Genomic DNA, 21,458 nt, shown 5'->3' with positions numbered 1-21,458 from the left:
GGTGGCGGCGCCCCTCCGCCCTGCGGGGCGGACCCACGAGCGCAGTCACGCAGCGTGACCGTAGTGCGCCGCATCGTCGATCCGTAGTTCCACGCGGTCCTGCTGCGTAATTGTTCACACTGTCAGGAAATCGGCGTAACGGGCCGCGCCGGTGGGGTCTTATGTGCTGTCTCTACAACGGGCCGCCTGCTCCCATGCGAGAGGCCGGTCATCTCTCCCTCGCACAAGGCAAGGAGCTTCGTAGTGAAGCGCATCATGATTCTCACCCTGGCCGCGGTCGCGGTCATCGTCGCTGCGCCGTCGGTGGCGTCCGCCTCCAACTGCGGCGGCTGGTACACCGGCAATCGCTTCGATGAGTATGCGGAGGTCAGCAACGTCGTGCCGATGGAGGGCATGAATTGCGCCAGCAGCCGCTATGTCGTCAATAAGTGGCTCAAGCGCGGCTACGAGCGCCAGTACACCAACCGGATTCCCACCCACTTCTTCGACGGCTATGTGACTTGGCACTGTCGCAAGACCAGCACCTACGGGTGGCGCTGTGACGAGTACACGTCGAACACCGCCTTCAAGTTCCGCGCCGTCTACTACGGCTGACAACCTCGCATCCGACGCAATCACAAGAAGACCCCGATATGGACTCCAACGAACAGCACAACAACAACGCGACAGTCACCTTCAACAAGCGCACCGCACGCATCGCCGCCATCGGTGCGCTTGTGATGGCCTTGCTGGCGACCGGTCTCACCCTCACGACCAACCACGTGCAAGCGCAGTACAAGCAGCGCGACGACCGCTACGCGGCACTCGCGATCAAGACCGACCGTGACGAGCAGGCTGCGATGCTCGCCGCATCGCGCGCCCAGGACGCTGCAGTGAAGGACGCTGTCGCAGTGGAGAAGAAGCGCTCGGCCCGCGTCATCAAGAGGGTTGTCCGCAAGATGAAGCGCTCGGGCAGGCGCAAGGTGAACGAGGCGTACGCCAAGGGGCAGCGCGACGGCTACTCATCCGGCAATGCGGCGGGTTACAACGCCGGTCACTCAACCGGCCGGGACGAGGGTTATTCCGAAGGTCTGGAGGAGGCGAGCGACGACCTGAGCTGCTCCGACGACCCCGACGTTCCGCTGCCGTACTGCAACTAGAACCTCTGCGCTCGAGCACGCGGAGGTGCGCGCGGCCCCCTCCACTTCCAGAGTATCCCTGCCTGGGGGGCTTGTTTCAAGCCCCCGGGTGTGCTCCATACTCGCTTGCCGCAAGCGATGAAGGGAGCGGCGCGATGGGCAGGCAGGGGCATGCGGCGGTGGTGGCCGGTGGCGATTACGTGGTCGGTCTTCAGGAGGTCGGCGAGGCGCAGGTCGCGGTCGTTGGGGGCAAGGGCGCGCACCTGGGGGAGCTCTCGCGGATCGACGGCATCCGCGTGCCGCCCGGCTTCTGCGTGACGACGCAGGCCTTCGAGCGGGTCATGCGGGAAGCGCCCGCGATCGAGGAGCGGCTCGAGCGGCTGTCGCGCCTGAGCGCGGACGACCGGGAGGCGATCCGCACGCTCAGCGCAGAGGTTCGCCAGAGCGTCGAAGCGATCGCCGTCCCCGACGATCTGGCGGCGGCGATCGCGAGCGCCGTGAGCCGGCTCGGCGAGCACGCCGCCTACGCGGTTCGATCGAGCGCGACGGCGGAGGACCTGCCGACGGCCTCCTTCGCCGGCCAGCAGGACACGTACCTGAACGTCGTGGGGACGGCGACGGTCGTGGCGCACGTAAGCCGGTGCTGGGCCTCGCTGTTCACCGAGCGGGCCGTGACCTACCGCCTGCGGAACGGCTTCGACCACCGCAAGGTCCACATGGCGGTCGTCGTGCAGGAGATGGTCTTCCCGCATGCGGCCGGGATCCTCTTCACGGCGGACCCCGTCACGTCCAACCGCAAGGTCGCCGCGGTGGAGGCGACCTTCGGCCTCGGCGAGGCACTGGTCTCCGGCCTGGTGAATCCGGACCGCTACACGGTGCGCGACGGCGAGATCGTCACCAAGGTGGTCGCGCAGGAGCAGCCCGCGCTGACGGACGCGCAGGTCATCGCGCTCGATCGGCTCGGCCGGCGGATCGAAGCGCATTTCGGCCGCCCGCAGGACATCGAATGGTGCCTGGTCGACGACGCTTTCCAGATCGTCCAGAGCCGGCCGATCACGACGCTCTTCCCGATCCCCGTGATCGGTGACGCGGACAACCACGTCTACCTCTCCGTCGGTCACCAGCAGATGATGACCGACCCTATGAAGCCGCTCGGGCTCTCCGTGCACCAGCTGGTGGCCCTCCCGACCATGTACGAGGCGGGTGGGCGGCTGTTCGTCGACGTCGCCCCGCGCCTGGCGTCGCCCGCGGCTCGCTCCGGCATCATGCAGGTCATCGGGCAATCCGATCCGCTGACCGGGGACGCGCTGCAGACCATCCTCGACCGCGGGGACTTCGTCCCGTCGGTCCCGGACGAGGGCCCCGGCGGGCCGCCGGCCGGTGCTGGGCCCGCCCCGATCGAGACCGATCCGGCCATCGTCACCGAGTTGATCGAGCACAACCAGGCATCCGTCGCCGCGTTGAAGCGCGACATCCAGGCGAAGTCGGGAACGGCGCTGCTCGACTTCATCCTGGCGGACATCCAGGAGCTGCGGCGGATCCTGTTCGATCCGCGCAGCCACCAGGTGTTCATGGGCGCGATGGAGGCCACGTGGTGGCTGAACGACCAGCTCGAGGCGTGGCTGGGCGAGAAGAACGTGGCCGACACACTCACGCAGTCCGTCCCGAACAACGTGACGTCGGAGATGGGCCTGGCGCTGCTGGACGTCGCCGACGTGATCCGCCCGTACCCGGACGTGGTGGCGTTTCTGGAGCACGTCGAGAACGAGGCGTTCCTCGACGATCTCGCCGAGTTGCCTGGCGGGGCCGAATCGCGAGATGCCATCCGGGACTACCTCGACAAGTACGGCATGCGCTGCGTCGGCGAGATCGACATCACGCGACCGCGGTGGAGCGAACGGCCCAGTGCGCTCGTGCCGCTGATCCTCGGCAACGTCAAGCACTTCGAGCCGGGCGACGGTGAGCGGCGGTTCGAGCGAGGGCGCCAGGAGGCATGGGACAAGGAACACGAGCTGCTGGAGCGGCTGCGCGACCTGCCCGACGGTCAGCAGAAGGCCGAAGAGACCAAGCGGATGATCGACCGGGTCCGGACCTTCATCGGCTACCGCGAGTATCCGAAGTACGGCATGGTCTGCCGCTACTCCGTCTACCGGCAGGCGCTGCTGGAAGAGGCCGAGCGCCTCGTCGCGGCCCGCGTGCTGCGCGAGCCGGAGGACGTCTTCTACCTCACGTTCCAGGAGCTCGAAGACGTCACGCGCACGCAGCAGGTCGACCACGAGCTCATCGCCCAGCGCACGCAGGCGTTCACGTCGTATCTGGCGCTCACCCCGCCGCGCGTGCTCACGTCGGAGGGCGAGGTCGTCGCCGGGAGCTACCGGCGCGACGACGCGCCGGCCGGCGCGCTGATCGGCCTACCGGTCTCCAGCGGAACCGTCGAGGGACGCGCCCGCGTCGTCATGGACGTGGCGGACGCCCAACTCGAGCCTGGGGACATCCTGGTCACGGCGTACACGGACCCGAGCTGGTCCCCGTTGTTCGTCGCCATCAACGGTCTGGTGACCGAGGTGGGCGGCCTGATGACCCACGGCTCGGTGATCGCACGGGAGTACGGCCTGCCGGCCGTCGTGGGGGTCGAGCGAGCCACGCGGCTGATCCGCGACGGGCAGCGGATCCGCCTGCACGGAACGGACGGGTACGTCGAGATCCTGTCCTGAGACGGCGCGATCAGCGGTTCGCGCGAACGCCTGTGCAGAACGTGAAGATCCCGGTCGTGTTCCCCGCGGCTGGGAAGTGGCAATCCACCAGCACCTCGTCGCGCCCATTCGTCTGGATCAGGAACAGCGTCTCGTCGGGCTGAGAGTCGAGGCCGGTGTTGCCCTCGCTGATGGTGGCCTTCTGTCCGGCGAAGATGTTGCCGCCACCGGAGTCGCCGACGAGCTGGAGCGTCGACGTCCCCGTGTTGTGCACGATCACGCTGGTGTCGAAGTCAGCGGCTCCGTCGGTCTCGACGCGCAGGTTGATGTCCGGGTAGTCGAGCAGGGTCTGAGCGGTCGTCGAGCGTGAGTCGGCGGTGCCGACCTGGAAGCGCTCGCTGCGCGTGAACGCCGAGGCCGCGAGCCCGCCGAGGGTGTCGGCGTCGGACGCGTGGCCCGCGGTGTCGGCGGCGGTCGCATGGGTGGCGCTGGCGGCCGTGTCGGCGACCGCGGCGCTCCCGGCGCTGTCGGCGGCCGTCGCGTGAGCCGCGGTGTCGGCCGTAGTCGCGTGCGAGGCCGCCGGCACCGCGCCGAGCTTGGCCACATCGATCTGCGTCGCGGTCAGGGTGTGCTTCTTGAGGCGATCGCCGGGGATCGAGGCCTTCTTGATCTTGCTCCCGCTGATCAGGCTCGAGGCGGCGACGCTGGTCCCGCCGAGCGCGATGAACAGCGCGAGCGTGGCGACGACGTTCGCGTAGGTGAGTCTGGATCGCAGCATGTGCGCACTCTCCCCGGCGCCGGAGGAGAAGCGGATGAGCCCTCAGTCGAGCGCCTGATCCCACAGCTCCGGCGAGCCGATCGCCGACCGCAGCTCGTCGGTGAACCTGCCGTGGACGAGAATGAAGACGATCCGCGCCGCTTGATCGGAGCGGTTCACCCACGCGTGGTCGGTGCCGCGCTGGATGGCGACGTCACCCGGCCCCAGCCGGGTCTCGGAGCCGTCGTCGAGCACGAGCCAGATCTCGCCCTCGAGCACGATGCCGTAGTCGATCGACTCGGTCCGGTGCATCGGCGACTGCTCGCCCGCCTTGATCACGGTGATGCGGACGATCGTCCCGTTCGGGTCGGGCGGGGTGATCAACGGCCGCTCCGTGGGCTCGCGCTCGGTGGGCGCGACCGGGGCAGGCATCGCGCGCGTGTTCCAGAGCTCGTGGAAGATCGCGAACTCGTTCTCGTGCGTGCGCGGTGTCGGGCCGTCCGACAGGACGACCGACCGGCCGTTCGCATCGTGGCCGGTGACGATTCGGCGCGGGACGCTCATGTCCTGAAACTCCTCCTGGTCTTTGTCCTAGGACAAATGCTACCTTGTCTCGGGTGAATGCGGTTTCGAGCATCGGTGGGACGACGGCGGCGGGCATCGCGGCGAGCGTTCGCGACCTCGTGGACGTCGGCCGGCTCGGCGCGGGCGACGCGCTCCCGCCGATCCGGTCGTTGTCGCAGGAGCTCGGTGTGAACCGCAACACAGTGGCGGCGGCGTACCGGCTGCTGGTCGCGGCCGGCGTGGCCGAGACCCACGGCCGGGGCGGAACGGTGATCGCGGCGGTGCCGGATGCAGCTCGCGACGGCGCTTCGGCGCGTCCCGGGCTGGTCGACCTGGCAAGCGGCAATCCGGATCCGCGGCTCCTTCCCGATGTGGTCGAGTATGTCCGCGGATACGAAGCGTCGCTGTACGGCACGCCGGCCGAACACGCAGGTCTGGCCGCGTGGGCGCGCGGGGCGCTGGGGGAGGAGCTGCCCGGGCCGTTCGGCGTCGTCGTCACGCACGGGGCGGTGGATGCGATCGAGCGCCTGCTGGCCATGCATCTGACGCGGGGTGACGCGGTGGCCGTCGAGGATCCGTGCTTTCTGGCGCACATCAGCACGTTGCGGCTGAACGGCTTCACCGCGATTCCGGTCGCCGTGGATCAGTGCGGGATGTCGGCGCGCGGTCTCTCGGACGCGCTGGAGGCGGGAGCGCGGGCGGTGATCTGCACACCGCGGGCGCAGAACCCGACGGGCGCGAGCCTGAAGGCCGAGCGTGCGGAAGCGCTGCGCGCGGTCCTGGTTCGCCACCCGCATGCGCTGGTCATCGAGGACGACCACCTCTGGGCGCTCTCCACCGCCGGCTACCACCGGATCACGCCGCCCGAGCTGCCGCGCTGGGCGCTGGTGCGCTCGGTCGCCAAGTTCCTGGGCCCCGACCTGCGGCTGGCCGTCGTCGCCGCCGACGAGGAGACCGTCGACCGGTTGCACGCGCGGCTCGGACCGGCCACGACCTGGGTCAGCCACCTGCTGCAACACGCGGTTGCGGGCATGCTCGACGACCCGCGGGTCGAACGCCTTCGCCAGACCGCGCGCGCTGCGTACGCGGCGCGCGCCACGTCGCTGGTCGACGCGCTGCGGCGGCGCTCGATCGAGGTGTCGATCGCGCCCGACGGCCTGAACGTGTGGATCGAGACGGCGGCGACGGCGGACGCCCTCGCCGCCCGCGGCTGGCGCGTCCGGCCGGCCAATGCGTTCGCGGTCGGCGCGACGATCGACGCGGTGCGGGTCACGACCTCGACCCTCACCGAACAGCAGGCCGAAGCGTTCGCCGCAGACCTCCAGGAGGCAGCATGTTCACAGGCCTGAGCGCCTTTCCCCTGACCCCGCTCGACGACACCGGCGCCATCGACGAACGGGCATTGCAGCTCCTCGTGACGCGTCTTGCCGAAGCGGGCGTGCATTCGATCGGAGCGCTCGGCAGCACGGGCAGCTACGCCTACCTGACCCGCGCCGAGCGGGCGCGGGTGGCGCGACTCGCGGTCGGCGCGGCCGGCGGCGTTCCGGTGATGATCGGCATCGGTGCCGTGCGCACCGAACACGTCATCGAGCACGCGCACGATGCGCAGCAGGCCGGCGCCGCCGCGGTGATGCTCGCCCCGGTCTCCTACCAGCCGCTGACCGACGACGAGGTCTACGGGCTCTACGCGGACGTCACGGCCGAGCTCTCGGTGCCGCTGTGCGTGTACGACAACCCCGGCACGACGCGGTTCGCGTTCAGCGACGCGTTGCATGCGCGGGTCGCGGGGCTCGCCGGCGTCGCGGCGATCAAGCTTCCGGGTGACGGAGCCGCGGAACGGACCGGCGCCTTGCGGCCGCTTGTGCCGGCGAGCGTCGCGATCGGCGTCAGCGGCGACCAGTTCGCGGCGGGCGCGTTGGACGCCGGCGCGGACGTGTGGTTCAGCGTGGTCGGCGGGCTCTTCCCGGAGCTCGCCCTCGCGATCGTGCGCGAAGGCGGCCCCGCCTCCGCGCGGCTCGAGCCGCTCTGGGCGCTGTTCCGCCGCTACGGCGGCCTGCGGGTCGTGGCCACCGCCGCTTCGCTGCTCGGGCTCGCCGGCGCGCGCAACCTCCCTCGCCCGTTGCGCTTGCTGGACGGGGACGCCCGCACCGAGGTCGAGGCCGTGTTGCGAGGGCTTGGATGAGGGTGCTCGCGGTGCTGGTCACCGCCCAGGTCCTCAGCGTCGCCAACTCGAACATGATCGCCGTCGCGCTGCCGCAGTTGAGCAGCGACCTCGGTGCCTCGCACGTCCAGCGCCAATGGATCGTCGACGCGTTCGTGCTCGTCTTCGCCGCGTTGCTGGTCGCCGGCGGCGTGCTCGCCGATCGCTACGGTCGCCGCCGCGCCTTCGTCGCCGGGCTCGTGACGTTCGCAGCCGGATCGCTCGGCTGCGCGCTGGCCTCCGACCCGGGCCTGCTGATCGGCGCGCGGGTGGTGCAGGCGCTCGGACCGCCGCTGATCCTGCCCGCGTCGCTGTCGATCGTGACGGTGACGTTCTCCGCGCCCGGCGCGCGCGCCCGCGCCATCGGCGTGTGGGGCGCGGGCTCGGGGCTCGGGATCGCCGTCGGCCCGTTGCTCGGCGGCGTGATCGTCAGCGGGCTCGGGTGGAGGTGGGTGTTCGGCTTGAGCGCGCTGGCGGCGCTCGGTCTCGCGTCGGCGGCGCTGCGGCTCATCCCCCGCGATGCGCAGGCCGCTCCCACCCGCCGCTTCGACCACCTCGGCGCGCTGCTCGTGACCGCGGTGCTCGCCAGCCTCGTCTTCGGCCTGATCGAAGGTCCCGGCCGCGGCTGGACCTCGAGCGCCGTGCTGCTCGCGTTCGCGACCACCGTGCTCCTCGCCGCCGCGTTCGTCGCTGCCGAACGACGCCACCCGGCGCCGCTCGTCGACCTCGAGCTCGTCCGCCGTCCGGTCTTCGCGGCGGCCAACCTCGCGGCCGCGACGCTGATGTTCGTGATGCTCGCGACCAGCGTCTATCTCTCGGACTTCCTGCAGACCTTCCGTGGCAGCACGCCCTTGCAGGCGGGACTCACGCTGCTGCCGCTCGGCGCCGCCACCGCGCTCTTCGCCGCCGCTTCGGGCCGGCTCACGGCGCGCGTTCCGGCGCGGGTCGCCATCGTCGTCGGGTTGCTGTGCGCCGCGGGTGGAGCGCTGCTGCTCAGCCGAGTCGGAGCGGCGCCCGGCGCCGGGCTCCTGTGGCCCGCGCTGTTCGCCATCGGCGCGGGCGCCGGGATCGCGCTGCCCGCAACGACCGCGACCGCGGTCGCCGCGGTCGACGCCGCGCGCACCGGCATGGCCTCCGCGATCCACAACGCCGGCCGCCAGGTCGGCGCGACGCTCGGCGTGGCGGTGCTGGGCTCGATCGTCACCGCCCACGCCACCGCTGGAACCGCCACGGCCTACGCCGACGGGTTGTCGATCGCGCTGCTCGTCGCCACCACCGCGCTGGTCGCCACCGCGGCGATCACGCTCAAACTGGTCCCTAGAACCAGGAAGGCCCGTGATTCGTGTACGGCGCTTGGAGCGCTCGACACTCCTCCGCGGTGAGCTGGAGGTCCAGCGCCGCGACCGCCTCGGAGAGGTGATGCGGCTTGGTGGCGCCGACGATCGGGGCATTGACGGCCGGGTTGGTCAGCACCCACGCGAGCGCGACCTGGGCCATCGTCACGCCGCGCGCCTGGGCGACCTGCTCGACGACGTCGACGACCGGTTCGTCAAGCGGTGAGTCGAAGGACTGGACGACCTTGTCGACGGTGGAGCGCGTGCTCTGCTCGCCCCACGGGCGCGCGAGGCGGCCCTTGCCGTTCGGCGAGTAGGGCACCAGGCCCACCTGCATGTCGGCGCACATCGCCATCAGCTCGCGTTCGTCCTGGCGGCGCAGCAGGTTGTATTGGTTCTGCATCGAGACGAACCGCGTCCAGCCGCCGAGGTCCGCCGCGTGCTGGAGCTTGGCGAACTGCCACGCGTACATCGACGACGCGCCGATGTAGCGGACCTTGCCCGCCTTGACCACGTCGTGCAGCGCCTCCATCGTCTCCTCGACCGGGGTGTCGGGATCGAAGCGGTGGATCTGGTAGAGGTCGACGAAGTCGGTGTCCAGCCGTTTCAGCGATGCGTCGAGCTGTTCGAGGATCGCCTTGCGCGACAGCCCTTGCCCGCCCGGGCCGTCGTGCATCCTGCCGAACACCTTGGTGGCGAGCACGATGTCCTCGCGCCGCGAGAAGCGTTTGATCGCGCGGCCGACCACCTCCTCTGACGTGCCCGCCTGGTAGACGTTCGCCGTGTCCCAGAACGTGATGCCGAGTTCGATCGCTTGGCGAAAGAACGGCTGCGCCGCGTCGTCGACGAGAGCCCACTCGTGCGCGCCCGGGGTCGTGGGGTCGCCGTAGCTCATGCAGCCCAGCGCGAGCCGGCTGACTTTCAGCCCGGTGCTTCCCAGCCGTGTGTACTGCATCGGTGCCCTCCTCAGGCCGCGGCGACCGGCTGATCGTACGCCAGCGAGGTCGAGAGCTCGCGGTACGCGTAGAGTTCCGCGTCGTGGCCCACGAGCAGTCGTTCTCGCGGGCCGCTGAGAAGCTCTCGCTCTCGCAGCCGTCGGTCTCGCACCAGATCGCGTTGCTGGAGACCGAGATCGGCGTGCGGGTGTTCGACCGCGACCGCGGGCGCGCCGGCCTTCGCCTGACGCACGTGGGTGAGGTCCTGCTCGAGCTCCGACCGCGCTGGCGGGGGTTCGTGCCCGCGGCGATCAGGCGCCTCCGGTCCGCCGACGGTGGCCTTCGCATCATCCTCAGCGAGGTGACGCCGAGCACCCTCGAGTCGCGGTTCATCAGCGGCGAGTTCGACGTCGCCTCGGCGTCGGCTGGGTCCCGAGCCTCTTGATCGACGACTACGCCGGCGTCGCGATCCGCCGGCTCGATGCACCCGTCGGTCGCCGCGACATCTACGCGCTGCTCCCACCCGGCGGGCGGCACCCGCTCGCCCGGCGGGTCGTCGACGCGCTGGCGGAGACCGCCCCCGAGTTCGCCGGCACGAACAACCAGAGCGTCACGTTGACGACGCGGTAGGAGCGGCTGCGGCCATGCCTTCTCGAACCGGTGCCGCGGTCATCTGCGCCGCCCTCCTGCTGTTCGCGCTCCACGGTGTCCTCGGCACCACCGCGGACGCGGCCTCCACCGTCAATGCCGGCCTATCCGGAGGGTTGTCCGACAGCGAGATCATGCGGATCGGCATGGGCTTCGCTGCGGCGAATGGCGACCCGGATCCAGATGACGTGACGGCGATCGCCACGACCCACAACGCGGCCGTGCACGCGGCAATGGCCGGCGACGACGTCGGGGACGACGAGGACGTCGACCTGATCGTGATGACCGGCGACTTCGCCGCCGAAGGCGCGAAGCACCCGCCCGGTGCGGAGATCCCCACGGGCACGTTCCTCTCGCTCGTGATCGAGCCGAGGACCGGTGAGATCTGGGACTACGGGCTGGACAGTCGCCGGCCCGACCTTTCCTCCCTCGGCGACCCCACGTCGCTGAGCCGCCGCTGAGGGGCGGCGGCGCGCCGAGCGTTTGCGCGCCACATCGAGCGGTCATTGTCGGGTGGCGGAGGACTCGCGCGTCGAGGCACCATGAACACGCACACCAATCCCCGCAAGCTCGTCGAGTCCACGTTCGTCACGCTCGACGGCGTCATCAGCAACCCGCAGGTGTGGGGCGGCCCGAAGTACTGGGACGAGGAGTACATGCGGTACGCCGGCGACATGCTGTTCGCCGCGGACACCCTGCTGCTGGGACGGGAGACCTACGAGGGGTTCGCGGCCGTGTGGCCGACGCGGCCCTCGGACCCCTACACCGACCGCATCAATGCCCTGCCCAAGCACGTCGCGTCGCGGACGCTGGGGCAGACGACCTGGAACGCGAGCGTGATCGAAGGCGACGTCGCGGAGTACGTCGCCGAGCTGAAGCAGCAGCCGGGCGCGGACATCCTGAAATTCGGCACCGGTGAGCTCGATCGCACGCTGCTCGAGCACGGGCTGATCGACGAGCTCCACCTGTGGGTCTTCCCGGTGATCGCCGGCGCGGGCGAGCGGCTGCTGGAGGGCATCGACACGACGCATCTGACGCTGCAGCGGACGACCACGTTCGCCTCCGGGATCGTCATCCACGTCTACGCGTCGCAGGGCTAGCATCGCGGGGGTGATCTCGTATCGCCCCATCGGGACCGTGCGGTCGCCGTTCACGCGGCTCGACGGCATGCCGCTGCAGTCGGTGGCGGCGGAGGCGGTGCGGGGGCGGATCGAGGTGCTGCCCGAGTTCGCCCCCGGCCTGAAGGACCTCGACGGGTTCTCGCACGTGCACGTCATCACGCACCTGCACCGGGGCAGGCCGGGCGGGCTGGAGGTGATGCCGTTCCTGGACGACACGCCGCGCGGCGTGTTCTCCACTCGCTCGCCCCGGCACCCGAACCCGATCGGCCTGTCGGTCGTGCGGCTGATCGCGGTCGAAGGGGGAACGCTCGAGATCGCCGGCGTCGACCTCGTCGACGGGACGCCGGTGCTCGACATCAAGCCTTACGTGCCGCGCTTCGACGTCGTCGGGGCTGAGCGCACGGGGTGGCTCGAGGGCGCCGCCGAGCGCGTCAACGAGGTCCGGGCCGACGCCCGCTTCGAAACAGACTCCTGAAGCGTGCCAAGGGATGGTCGCAAGCTGCAGCACCGATGGGCCCCCAAATCGATGGAAAGACGATCGGGTTTGATAGCTTTAGCTCCATGAGACTGGAGCCCGCTTGTCCGCGCTTGCTGACCGCGCGGTCGCCGATGTAAGGAAGATCCACCTCGAGATGATCGACGCCGTCCTCGCGGGTGGCGGCGTCGCGCCGGTGGCGGCGATCGCGGCCGAGCACCTCGGGGGAACCGTGGCGATCGTGCTCCAGGACGTCGCGGTCGTCGAGCCGCCACTTCCTGTCGGGCACCGGCCGCGTGTCCTGCTCGAGATCCCGGTCCGCTCCGGTGACGAGGTCCTCGGGTCGGTGCGGCTCCTGGACGCCGGCGATCCGGACGATGCGGAAGAGGTGCTCGAGCTCGCCGCCGTGGCGGCGCTCACCGCACTGACCCTGCGCGATGCCAGCGTCACGAAGCGGCGCGCGTCGGCGGTGTTCTTCGACGAGCTGCGCGGTCCTCAGCCGCTGACAGGAGCGGAGATCGTGGCGCGGGCCCGCGGCCTGGACGCCGACCTCTCCCGCGGTGCCAGCGCCTTGAGCGTGCGGGCCGTGGGTCGCGTCGACCGGGTCCTGGCGACGATCGCGCAGGAGTACCCGGGCGCGCTGGCGGCGCCGCGCGACGATCGGGTCCAGGCGCTGCTGCCGGCGCCCCGCGTCGGCGATCCCGGCGCCGCGGCACGGCGGCTCGCCCGCCGGTTCGGGACCACCGGGCTCTCCCCGTTCGAGCCCGACGCGGCCGCATTGAGCGACGCGCTCCGCGTGGCCGAGTTGTCCGGAGGGCTGGACGGGGTGGACCTCGACGCGCTGCTCGGGGGGAGCTGGCGGCTGCTGCTGGCCTCGAGCGGGGCGCAGCGTCAGGCGCTGATCGACTCCACCGTCGGGCCGGCCCGCGACCTGGTCGACACGCTCCGCGCCTATCTCGCGCACGACGCGAACATGAACGCGACCGCGACGGTGATCTTCGCCCATCGCCACACCGTCTCGAGCCGGCTCGAGCGCATCCGCTCGCTGACCGGTCACGACCCGCAGACGACGCTGGGCCAGACGCAGCTCGCGCTCGGCCTCCAGGCGCTCGACATCGAGCGCGCCGCGGCTGAATACATCAAAGATGATCGGAATACTTGACTTAGCGTGAGGCGCACGTGAAAATGAGAGCAGTGCGAGAGGTCATCGCCCCGGCTCTTGGTCGTTCCGGGGCCTGATTCCGCACGCCCGCTTCCGCGGGCGGTCCACGCTCCGTTTCCACTTCTCGAGAGGTATTGCACTCCGTGCCCACAGTCATGCCCATGCGGCTCGTACGGGTCGCTGCGTCGGTAGCCGCCGCGGCCGCGCTGGCCGCGCCGGTCGCCGCATCCGCCAGTTTCAGCTCCACGCCGGCGTCGTTCAGCCCGCTGACCGCGTTCGCCGCCGCCGGTGTCACCCCGCGGCCCGCGTACCCGCAGCAGAACGTCCTGCCGGTCTGGCCGGACAACCCGGCCGACGCCTCCGCGTCGATCGGCGACATCCCGTATGACGAGATCGCGCCCAAGCTGAACGCGCTGCAGGCCGCGAGCAACCGCATCTCGGCGCGAGTGGCCGGCAAGTCCTCGGGTGGCCGCGACCTCTACGCCGTGGTCGTGACGGCGCCGGAGACCGCCGCCGAGGCCGCGCAGCAGGGCGCCTGGCGCCAGCTGATCGAGGACGAGCCTGTCCGCGCCCGCGAGGACGCGGCGCTGCTGGCGGGCTACAAGACCCCGCTGTTCGTCAACGGCAACATCCACGGCAACGAGAAGGAGGGCACGGACGCGATCGTCCGCGTCCTCGAGCAGTACGCGACGAGCACCGATCCCGCGATCGAGGCGCTGCTCAAGCGCAACATCCTGATCTTCAACGTCACGTCGAACCCGGACGGGCGCATCGCGAACACGCGCGCCAACAGCGCCGGCTACGACCTCAACCGCGACCTGACGATCGCCTCGCAGCCGGAGGCCCGTCTGATCCGCGACCTGATCGTCGAGCACCGGCCGATCATCACGCTCGACCTGCACGGGTACGTCAACCCGACGCTGCTGCACCCGAGCACGCCGCCGCACAACGTCAACAACGAGTACGACCTCTACATCAAGCACGGGCTGCCCAACGCCCTGAACATCGAGTCCGGCATCGCCGCCCTCGGGTACCCGGAGGTCACGCGCGCGCGGATTCCGTTCCGCGACGACGCGCCCGGCGTGTGGGACGACTTCCCGCCGATCTACGTGCCGTCGTTCGCGATGCTCCAGAGCAGCATCCCGTACACGATCGAGGCGCCGCTGCAGCCGAGCGGCACCGGCGCGACGGCCATCCGCCGCGCCGACATCGACACCGACGTGCACGACGTGGCGATCAAGACCTCGCTGAAGTACATCCAGGACCACCGCGACCAGGTCATCTTCGACCAGGCCGAGGGCTACCGCCGCGGCTGGGCCGCTGAGCCGCTGCGCGACATCCCGGTCGGCTACGTCGAAGGCTGGGGCGAGGAGGACAAGTACACGACGACCTTCCCGCGCGCGTACGTGATCCCCGCCGGCGCGCGCCAGCGTTCCGCGCCGGCCGTCAAGCGCCTCGTGGACCTGCTGATCGCCAGCGGCGGCCGCGTGACGATCGCGAAGGCGGCGTTCACGGCCGGAGGGAACACCTACCCCGCCGGCTCCTACGTGCTCGACCTGCGCCAGCCCAAGCGCGGCCTCGTGAACTCGCTGCTGGAGCCGGGCATCGACCTGACCGACCGCGTCGACGACCTGTACGCCGGCCCGGGCGCCTGGAGCCAGGCGCTCACGTGGGGCGCGACGGTCGACACGCTGTGGGACCCGCTGCCCGCCGTCGACACCGAGCGGGTCTACGAGGGCGTCGCCGCCGGCCAGGTGGCCGCGGGCGAAGGCGACCTGGTGCTCGACCCGCAGGACGCCGAGGACCTGCTCGCGCTCAACGCGTTGCTCGATCAGGGCGTCAAGACGCAGCGCCTCGCCGACGGCTCCGTCCTGATCCCGCGCACCGCCCGCGCGCTCGCGACGGCCGAGGCGACCAAGCACGGGACGACGTTCAAGGCCGCGCCGAGCGCGTGGACCGGGGCGTCGCTGGACAAGGTCGTCGTCGCCTACAACGGCGGCTCCGAAGTGCGCGACACGCTCCTCGCCCTCGGGTTCGAGGGCCGCGCCGTCACCGCGACGACGCTGACCACGACCCTGACGCCGGATGTCGACGTGCTGCTCGTCGGCGCCACGCTGAACCCGGCGACGCTGAATGCCGCGAACAAGGCCGCGCTGGACGCGTTCCTCGCCCGCCGCGGCGGCGTCGTCGGCCTCACGGCCGCGGGTGCGGCCTTCACCACGAACGCGGGGCTGCTGACCGCCACCGCGACCACGGGGCAGAGCCTCGTGAGCGGTGTGGCGAACGTTGTCAACCACGGCGGCCCGGTCGTCAACGGCGCGCAGCCCTACGCGTGGATCTTCCCGGCCACCTGGTACAGCGGGCTGGGCGCCAACGCGGTCGTCGAGCAGTCCTACGCCGCCGACCCGCTGTTGTCCGGCTGGTGGCGTCCCAGCAACGCCAACAACGGCCAGGCGCAGGCCGCCGGCAAGGCCAGCGTCGTCCACGCGATCGCCCCCGGCGGCACCGGCGTCGTCCTGATCGGCACCAGCCCGACCGTCCGCCTGCACGCCAAGGGCCTGCAACCGCAGCTCGGCCGCGCGCTGCTGTGGAGCGCCTCGCAGACGACCGCGGCGACCGCGGTCGAGGGGACCGCGGGCGGGTCCGTCCCGGCCACGCTGGCGCTCACGCTCGGCACGCCGGCGACCTTCGGCGCGTTCACGCCGGGCGTCGCGAAGGAGTACACGGCGGGCACGACCGCGAACGTGATCTCGACGGCCGGTGACGCGGCCCTGACGGTCGCGGATCCGAGCACGACCGCCACCGGGCGCCTGGTGAACGGGGCGTTCGCGCTGGTGACGCCGCTGCAGGCGAGCGGCGGCGGCGCGTTCGCGCCGCTCACCGCGACGCTGAAGACGTACGCCGCGCCGGTCTCCAACGACGCCGTGACCATCTCGTTCCGCCAGCAGATCGGGGCGAACGAGCCGCTGCGCACGGGCAGCTACAGCAAGACGCTGACCTTCACGCTCAGCACCACCACGCCGTAACGCTCAGAGCGCGCCACCGCCCGCGCGGGCGGTGGCGCTCCTCGGGTCCTCAGAAGGCGGGGAGGACGGCGCCCTGGTACTTCTGGTCGATGAACCGCTTGACCTCGGGTGAGGTCAGGAGCTTGGCCAGCGTCTTCACGCGCGGGTCGTCGCGCTCCTCGGGCAGCGTCACGAGGATGTTCTGGTTGGGGTTGTTCTGCGCGCTCTCCAGCGCGAGCGCGTCCTTGGACGGCGTCAGCTTGGCCTCGAGCGCGTAGTTGCCGTTGATGACCGCGAGGTCGGCGTCGTCGAGCGCGCGCGGCGTCTGCGCGGCTTCGACCTCGGCGAACTTCAGGTCCTTGGGGTTGGCGGCGATGTCACGGACCGTGGCCGTCTCGCCCGCGCCGTCCTTGAGCGTGATCAGCTGGTTGGCGGCGAGCAGGCGCAACGCACGGGCCTCGTTGGTGGCGTCGTTGGGGATCGCCACCTGCGCGCCCTGCGGGATGCTCGCGAGGTCCTTGACCTTGTGCGAGTAGAGGCCGAGCGGCTCGATGTGGACGCCGACGATCGACACGGCCTTGAACCCGCGCGCCTTCTCCTGGTCGGACAGGTACGCGGGCGTCTGGAAGTAGTTGGCGTCGAGCTGGTGGTCGACCAGGGCGGTGTTCGGCACGACGTAGTCGGTGAACTCCTTGACCTCGAGCTTGAGGCCGGCCTTGGGCGCGAGGTTCTTGGCGATGTAGTCGAGGATCTCGGCGTGCGGCACGGGGGACGCGCCGACCACGAGCGGCTTCGACGTGTCCTTGGGGGCGGCGGCGCTCGACTGCTGGTCGTCGCCGCCGCAGGCGGCGACACCCACGGCGAGGGTGGCGGCGGCCAGGGCGAGGGCGATACGTCTCATCGGCTTCCTTTCGGGGAGCTTGGGGAGGATCAGGTGTGGGAGAGACGCCGGGCGAGGCGATCGCCGGCGAACTGCAGGAGCTGCACGAGGACCACGAGGACGACGACGGTCGCGATCGTCACGTCGGTCTCGTAGCGCTGGTAGCCGTAGCGGATGGCGACGTCGCCGAGCCCGCCGCCGCCGACGGCACCGGCCATCGCCGAGTAGCCGAGCACGCCGATGGTCGTGATCGTCACACCGGCCACGAGCGAGGGGAGCGCCTCGGGGATCAGCACCTTGGTGACCACTTCGCGGCGGCGCGCGCCGGCGGCGAGGGCGGCTTCCACGAGGCCGCCGGGCACCTCGCGCAACGCGGTCTCGACGATGCGTGCGAAGAACGGGATCGTCCCCAGCGCGAGCGGCACGATCGCCGCGGTGGTCCCGATCGTCGTGCCGACGAGCGCCCGCGTGAGCGGGATCACGGCGACGAGCAGGATGATGAACGGCACCGAGCGCCCGACATTGACCACCGCGGCGATCGCACGGTTGGCGAGCGGCTGCTCGAGGATCTGGCCGCGACCGGTGATCAGCAGCAGGACGCCGAGCGCGAGCCCGAGCGGGATCGTGACCGCCATCGCGACGCCGACCATCATCAGCGTCTCGCGCGTCGCCTGCCAGATCAGGGATGCCGTCCCGTCGTTCATCGCGCCACCTCCGCGCGGGCGCCGCGCACGCGCAATTCGTCGGCCAGCCGGGGAGCGTCGGCCGCGTCGTCGGTCACGACCAGCGCGCGGGTGACGCGCCGGTCGCCGATGCGCTCGGTCGCGCGCGCCTCGACGCGCGCGCCGTCGGTCAGCGCGGCGGCGAGCCGTTCGTCGGCGTCGTCGTCGAGCAGCACGACGTCCAGCGCGATCTCGCTCTCGCCGACCTCGACCCGCCCCAGCGAGGGGAGCAGGCCCGTGGCCAGCGCCGATCCGGTGCGTGCGACGACCTCGCCCAGCGGACCGCTCTCGACGACGCGGCCGGCGTCGAGCAGCGCGACGGAGTCGCACACGCGCCGGACGACGTCGAGCTCGTGGGTGATCAGCAGCACGGTCACGCCGAGCTCAGCGTTGATGCGCCGCAGCAGGTCGAGCACCGAGTCGGTCGTCTCGCTGTCCAGCGCGGACGTGGCCTCGTCGGAGAGCAGCACCGACGGCTCAGCGGCCAGCGCGCGGGCGATCCCGACGCGCTGCTTCTGCCCGCCTGAGAGCTGGGACGGATAGGACCCGGCGCGGTCCTCGAGGCCGACGAGCGCCAGCAACTCGAGCGCGCGCCGGCGGCGCTCGGCGCGGCCGGCGCCGGCGACCTCGAGCGGCAGCGCGACGTTCTCGGCCGCCGTGCGCGAGGTCAGCAGGTTGAACTGCTGGAAGATCATCCCGAGCCGCCGGCGCGTGGCGCGCAGCTCGCCGCCGCGCATCCGCGTCACGTCGCGGCCGTCGAGGAGGATCGAGCCCGACGTCGGCTCTTCGAGCCGGTTGATGCAGCGGATCAGCGTGCTCTTGCCGGTGCCGCTGCGTCCGATGACGCCGAGGATCTCGCCCCGGGGGACGAAGAGGTCGACGCCGTCGAGCGCGACGACACCGTTGGGAAAGACCTTGTGGAGCTGTTGGATCTCGAGCATCGAGACCGCAACAATAGAAACAACTTAAACCAGGTCGGATTTAGACCTATTAGGACGGCCGCCGTCAGGCGCTCGCCTGCCGCGGCGGCTCGCGCACGCGGTCGCGGACGAACGCGCCGGCCTGTTGGAGCGCGTCGGCGGCTTCGGGCAGGAAGGACCAGAAGACGTGGAAGACGTGCGTCTCGGCGGGGAAGACCTCGAGGCGCGCGTCGACGCCGGACGCCGTCGCGCGCTCGGTGAGCCGTTCCGCCTCACTCCGGACGAGATCGCCTGTCGCGGCCTGCACGAGCAGCGGCGGCAGCCCCGTCAGATCGCCGAGCAGCGGGCTCACGATCGGGTCCTCGGGTGAGTGCCCGTCGAGATAGCCCTCGATCACGCGGCGGAGCGTGACGGTCTGCTGGTCCTCGCTCGCGGCCAGGGGAGAGGCGCCGGTGAGATCGAGCGCGGGGCAGAGCAGCACGGCGCCCGCGGGTAGCGGCAACTCGCGCGCCTTGAGGGTGAGCAACAGCGAGCACACCAGCCCGCCGCCGAACGAGTCGCCGGCGAGCACGATCCGCCGCGCGCCGTCCTGCTCGGTCAGCCAGCGGTAGGCGCTGAGCGCGTCCTCGAGCGCGGCCGGGAACGGGTGCTCGGGGGCGAGCCGGTAGTCGGGCACGAGCGCGCCGACGCCGGTGGCGGCGACCAGTGCGCCGACGAGCGGGCGGTAGCCGTAGGCCGAGCCGACCGTGTACCCGCCGCCGTGCAGGTAGAGGATCGCGGTCGCCGGGTTGTCGGTCGGGTTCAACGCCAGGGAGGGAACGCCGCCGGCGTTGACCGCTCGCACCGCGATGCCGTCCGGCACGGCGGATTCGGCGAGGAACGCCTCGTACGCCGTGCGCATCTGCTCGATGTCGCGATCGGCGCGAGCGACCTCGAGCACCGGCGCCCACAGCGTGGCCATGCGGTTGGCCAGCTCACCCCCGACCGACTGCGTCGTGGCGATCGCCTCGTCGAGGTCGGCGAGCAGCCGCCGTGCGCGATCCAGCAACGCGTTCCCGGCGACCGTGAGCTCGACGCGATGCGTCGAGCGCCGCAGCAACTCGCAGCCGACCACGCGCTCGAGCGCGCGGATCTGCCGGCTCAGCGACGGCTGCGACAGATAGAGCCGAGCGGCCGCGCGGCTGAAGTTCAGGTCCTCCGAGACGGCGACGAACGCCCGCAGATGGCGGATCTCGACGCCCTCCGGAGCCTGCGGGAACGCGATCACCTCACCGGTCGGCTCGTCCATCCGATCCAGTATGTCGCGGCTCCGGAAACCGGTCATGCGGATCGCGAACGAGCGCCATTCGCGATCGGCCTTTCCCTTTCGCGAGTCCGCTCGCGAGCATCCTCGCCGTGCTGACCGACCCGACCGAGCAGGCCTTCATCGCCGCCCTGGAGCGCCACCGCGACGGGCTGGGCCGGCACTGCGCGTATCTCCTGCGCTCGCCCGCGGATGCCGAGGACGCGCTGCAGGACACGCTGCTGCGAGCGTGGCGCTATCGCCGCTCCCTCACCGCCGATGACCCGCGGCCGTGGCTGTACCGGATCGCCACCAACGCCTGTCGCGATTTGCAGACCCGGCGCGACCCGCCCTGCAGCTCACTCGAGGACGAGCCGTCCGAGCCCGCCGCGCCGCGCGACCAGCTCCCCGAGGTGCAGGCGCTCGAGCGCGAGACGGTCGAGCACGCGCTGCTCGCCGCGCTGCGCTACCTCCCGCCGCGCCAGCACACCGCCTTCGTGCTGCGCGACCTGCTGTGCTGCTCCTCGCGCGAGACCGCCGCCGCGCTGTCGATCAGCGTGCCCGCGGCCAACAGCGCCGTGCAGCGGGCGCGGACCGCGTTGCGCACGCGACTCGACCGCGACTCCGTCGACTGGCCGGCGCTCAGCGCGCCCGCGTGACCCGCTCGAGCAGCCGCCCGGCGGCATTCATGTGCGACGTCCGCCAGACATGTCGCCGCTCGAACGGCCACGCGTAGATCGGGTTGCCCTCGCGCACGCACCCGAGCAGGCGCGGCTCCCCGAGAGCTTCGGCCGACCACTCGTACAGGCGCTGCAACCGCGGTGCGATCACCGCGTAGTCGAGCATCCGGCCGAGGTGCTGCTCGTCGGCGATGTAGCGCTCCGCCTCGCGCCCGAGCGGGTAGGCGTCGGGGAGCACGGCGCGCAAAGAGAGGAACACGCCGGCCATCCCGAGCCTCGGGTCGCCGAGCACACGGCCGAGTGGCGCGAACGGGCCGAGCGCCAGCTCCGGCGCGGCGGCGAGTGCGTGCGCGTAGAGCACCCGCAGCAGCGCGACGTTCATGAAGAAGCGCTCCGCCTCGCTCTCGGCGTCGGCGAGATCGCGATGCTCCAGGTACCCGGCGACGACGCTCGCGTTGTGCGCCCGGTACCAGTGGCGCCCCGTCGGCGTCGCGGCGAACTCCAGCCACAGCTGCACCGCGGGCGAGGACGGCTCGCCGGTCACCCCGCCGAGCAGCGCCACCGTCTCACACCCGTCCAGCAGCAGCCGCTCGTTGACCGAACGCCACCACACGCTCCCGGGCGGCGACGCGTCCAGCGGCGCGAGCACGCCGCGACGCGCCTGCCAACGCATGAATGACAACGCCGCACGCCGGAACGGGAGGTGTTTCGGAGCACGACCCGTCGGCCCCTTGAACACCTGCGCCAGCAACGCAAGACGCGCCGCCGGAACGTCGCGCACGGCAGCGACCTGTGTCGCGGCCAAGACGAGTGCGGCGGAGGGCTCGCGCATCGCGGAGAGTGATACAGCGAGCCGGCCGACCGGCGACCGGAAGTGGTTCACGAGAGTCTTGCGGCGTGAGCCTCCGCCGACATCCGAGTGCGGGCCACGGAGACAGAAAGGGCGTTCTCACGCGCGCCGA

General features: G+C 71.2%; 22 protein-coding genes. 14 read left to right on the top strand and 8 right to left on the bottom strand.

What is annotated here, in order from left to right; translation table 11 throughout:
* Positions 1–243 precede the first annotated feature (243 nt).
* From OM076_RS08975 to rph, 3 genes are all read left to right on the top strand, one after another.
* Positions 244–594: a hypothetical protein gene (locus OM076_RS08975; protein WP_270039221.1), complete on the top strand. Its 351-nt coding sequence runs from the start codon at positions 244–246 to the stop codon at positions 592–594.
* Between the two features lie 38 nt (positions 595–632).
* A complete protein-coding gene (locus OM076_RS08970; protein WP_270039219.1) occupies positions 633–1,139 on the top strand; it encodes a hypothetical protein in 507 nt (168 codons plus the stop codon).
* Between the two features lie 134 nt (positions 1,140–1,273).
* Entirely contained in the window at positions 1,274–3,832 is a 2,559-nt protein-coding gene (gene rph / locus OM076_RS08965; RefSeq protein WP_270039217.1) for a rifamycin-inactivating phosphotransferase, read from the top strand.
* Positions 3,833–3,842: 10 nt separating this feature from the next.
* Here rph and OM076_RS08960 read toward each other — a convergent pair whose 3' ends face one another.
* Entirely contained in the window at positions 3,843–4,589 is a 747-nt protein-coding gene (locus OM076_RS08960; RefSeq protein WP_270039216.1) for a hypothetical protein, read from the bottom strand.
* 42 nt (positions 4,590–4,631) lie between these two features.
* Entirely contained in the window at positions 4,632–5,132 is a 501-nt protein-coding gene (locus OM076_RS08955) for a cupin domain-containing protein (protein ID WP_270039215.1), read from the bottom strand.
* 53 nt (positions 5,133–5,185) lie between these two features.
* Here OM076_RS08955 and OM076_RS08950 point away from each other — a divergent pair, with 53 nt between their 5' ends.
* Genes OM076_RS08950 through OM076_RS08940 form a run of 3 tightly spaced genes read left to right on the top strand, consistent with a single transcriptional unit; the run spans position 5,186 to position 8,714 of the window.
* Entirely contained in the window at positions 5,186–6,481 is a 1,296-nt protein-coding gene (locus OM076_RS08950) for an aminotransferase class I/II-fold pyridoxal phosphate-dependent enzyme (RefSeq protein WP_270039214.1), read from the top strand.
* Positions 6,466–7,314 carry a dihydrodipicolinate synthase family protein gene (locus OM076_RS08945; RefSeq protein ID WP_270039212.1) on the top strand — a complete coding sequence of 283 codons (849 nt, stop codon included), beginning with the start codon at positions 6,466–6,468 and terminating at the stop codon, positions 7,312–7,314. Before OM076_RS08950 ends, OM076_RS08945 begins: the two co-directional genes overlap by 16 nt.
* Positions 7,311–8,714 (top strand): MFS transporter, encoded by a 1,404-nt coding sequence (locus OM076_RS08940; RefSeq protein WP_270039210.1) that lies wholly within the window; start codon positions 7,311–7,313, stop codon positions 8,712–8,714. The genes OM076_RS08945 and OM076_RS08940 overlap by 4 nt, the downstream gene beginning before the upstream one ends.
* Here the strand turns inward: OM076_RS08940 and OM076_RS08935 are convergent.
* Positions 8,650–9,621 (bottom strand): aldo/keto reductase, encoded by a 972-nt coding sequence (locus OM076_RS08935; protein WP_270039209.1) that lies wholly within the window; start codon positions 9,619–9,621, stop codon positions 8,650–8,652. The genes OM076_RS08940 and OM076_RS08935 overlap by 65 nt on opposite strands.
* 83 nt (positions 9,622–9,704) lie before the next feature.
* On the opposite strand from OM076_RS08935, the gene OM076_RS08930 reads away from it, so the two are divergent.
* The 7 genes from OM076_RS08930 to OM076_RS08900 all read left to right on the top strand — a co-directional run bounded on the left by OM076_RS08930 (position 9,705) and on the right by OM076_RS08900 (position 16,033).
* Positions 9,705–10,046: a LysR family transcriptional regulator gene (locus OM076_RS08930; RefSeq protein ID WP_270039208.1), complete on the top strand. Its 342-nt coding sequence runs from the start codon at positions 9,705–9,707 to the stop codon at positions 10,044–10,046.
* On the top strand, positions 10,043–10,231 hold the full coding sequence (locus OM076_RS08925; protein WP_270039207.1) for a hypothetical protein: 189 nt from the start codon (positions 10,043–10,045) through the stop codon (positions 10,229–10,231). The genes OM076_RS08930 and OM076_RS08925 overlap by 4 nt, the downstream gene beginning before the upstream one ends.
* A gap of 14 nt (positions 10,232–10,245) precedes the next feature.
* Positions 10,246–10,710 (top strand): hypothetical protein, encoded by a 465-nt coding sequence (locus OM076_RS08920; RefSeq protein WP_270039205.1) that lies wholly within the window; start codon positions 10,246–10,248, stop codon positions 10,708–10,710.
* An 81-nt stretch (positions 10,711–10,791) separates the two neighbouring features.
* Positions 10,792–11,349, top strand: a complete 558-nt coding sequence (locus OM076_RS08915) for a dihydrofolate reductase family protein (protein ID WP_270039203.1) — start codon at positions 10,792–10,794, stop codon at positions 11,347–11,349.
* Positions 11,350–11,359: 10 nt separating this feature from the next.
* Positions 11,360–11,845: a tRNA (N6-threonylcarbamoyladenosine(37)-N6)-methyltransferase TrmO gene (gene tsaA, locus OM076_RS08910; RefSeq protein ID WP_270039201.1), complete on the top strand. Its 486-nt coding sequence runs from the start codon at positions 11,360–11,362 to the stop codon at positions 11,843–11,845.
* A gap of 157 nt (positions 11,846–12,002) precedes the next feature.
* Complete coding sequence (locus OM076_RS08905; RefSeq protein ID WP_270039200.1) at positions 12,003–13,007, top strand: PucR family transcriptional regulator; 1,005 nt, start codon at positions 12,003–12,005, stop codon at positions 13,005–13,007.
* 161 nt (positions 13,008–13,168) lie between these two features.
* The gene (locus tag OM076_RS08900; RefSeq protein WP_270039199.1) at positions 13,169–16,033 is read left to right on the top strand and encodes a M14 family zinc carboxypeptidase; all 2,865 of its coding nucleotides are present in this window, start codon (positions 13,169–13,171) and stop codon (positions 16,031–16,033) included.
* A 49-nt stretch (positions 16,034–16,082) separates the two neighbouring features.
* On the opposite strand, the gene OM076_RS08895 is transcribed toward OM076_RS08900, so the two are convergent.
* From OM076_RS08895 to OM076_RS08880, 4 genes are all read right to left on the bottom strand, one after another.
* Positions 16,083–16,913, bottom strand: coding sequence for a MetQ/NlpA family ABC transporter substrate-binding protein (locus tag OM076_RS08895; RefSeq protein WP_270039198.1), 831 nt, complete (start codon positions 16,911–16,913; stop codon positions 16,083–16,085).
* 29 nt (positions 16,914–16,942) lie between these two features.
* Positions 16,943–17,596, bottom strand: coding sequence for a methionine ABC transporter permease (locus tag OM076_RS08890; RefSeq protein WP_270039196.1), 654 nt, complete (start codon positions 17,594–17,596; stop codon positions 16,943–16,945).
* A complete protein-coding gene (locus tag OM076_RS08885) occupies positions 17,593–18,555 on the bottom strand; it encodes a methionine ABC transporter ATP-binding protein (RefSeq protein ID WP_270039195.1) in 963 nt (320 codons plus the stop codon). The genes OM076_RS08890 and OM076_RS08885 overlap by 4 nt, the downstream gene beginning before the upstream one ends.
* Before the next feature lie 64 nt (positions 18,556–18,619).
* Positions 18,620–19,822, bottom strand: a complete 1,203-nt coding sequence (locus OM076_RS08880; protein WP_270039193.1) for an alpha/beta hydrolase fold domain-containing protein — start codon at positions 19,820–19,822, stop codon at positions 18,620–18,622.
* A 107-nt stretch (positions 19,823–19,929) separates the two neighbouring features.
* Between OM076_RS08880 and OM076_RS08875 the strand changes: the two genes are divergently transcribed.
* Positions 19,930–20,475, top strand: a complete 546-nt coding sequence (locus tag OM076_RS08875; RefSeq protein ID WP_270039192.1) for a sigma-70 family RNA polymerase sigma factor — start codon at positions 19,930–19,932, stop codon at positions 20,473–20,475.
* Here OM076_RS08875 and OM076_RS08870 read toward each other — a convergent pair.
* Complete coding sequence (locus tag OM076_RS08870) at positions 20,459–21,328, bottom strand: hypothetical protein (protein ID WP_270039190.1); 870 nt, start codon at positions 21,326–21,328, stop codon at positions 20,459–20,461. The two genes, OM076_RS08875 and OM076_RS08870, sit on opposite strands and share 17 nt — an antisense overlap.
* Positions 21,329–21,458: the final 130 nt, after the last annotated feature.

The organism is Solirubrobacter ginsenosidimutans, from assembly GCF_027587205.1.
Note: the sequence above shows the minus strand (reverse complement) of the source record. Positions and strands in the feature narration are given on the sequence as shown.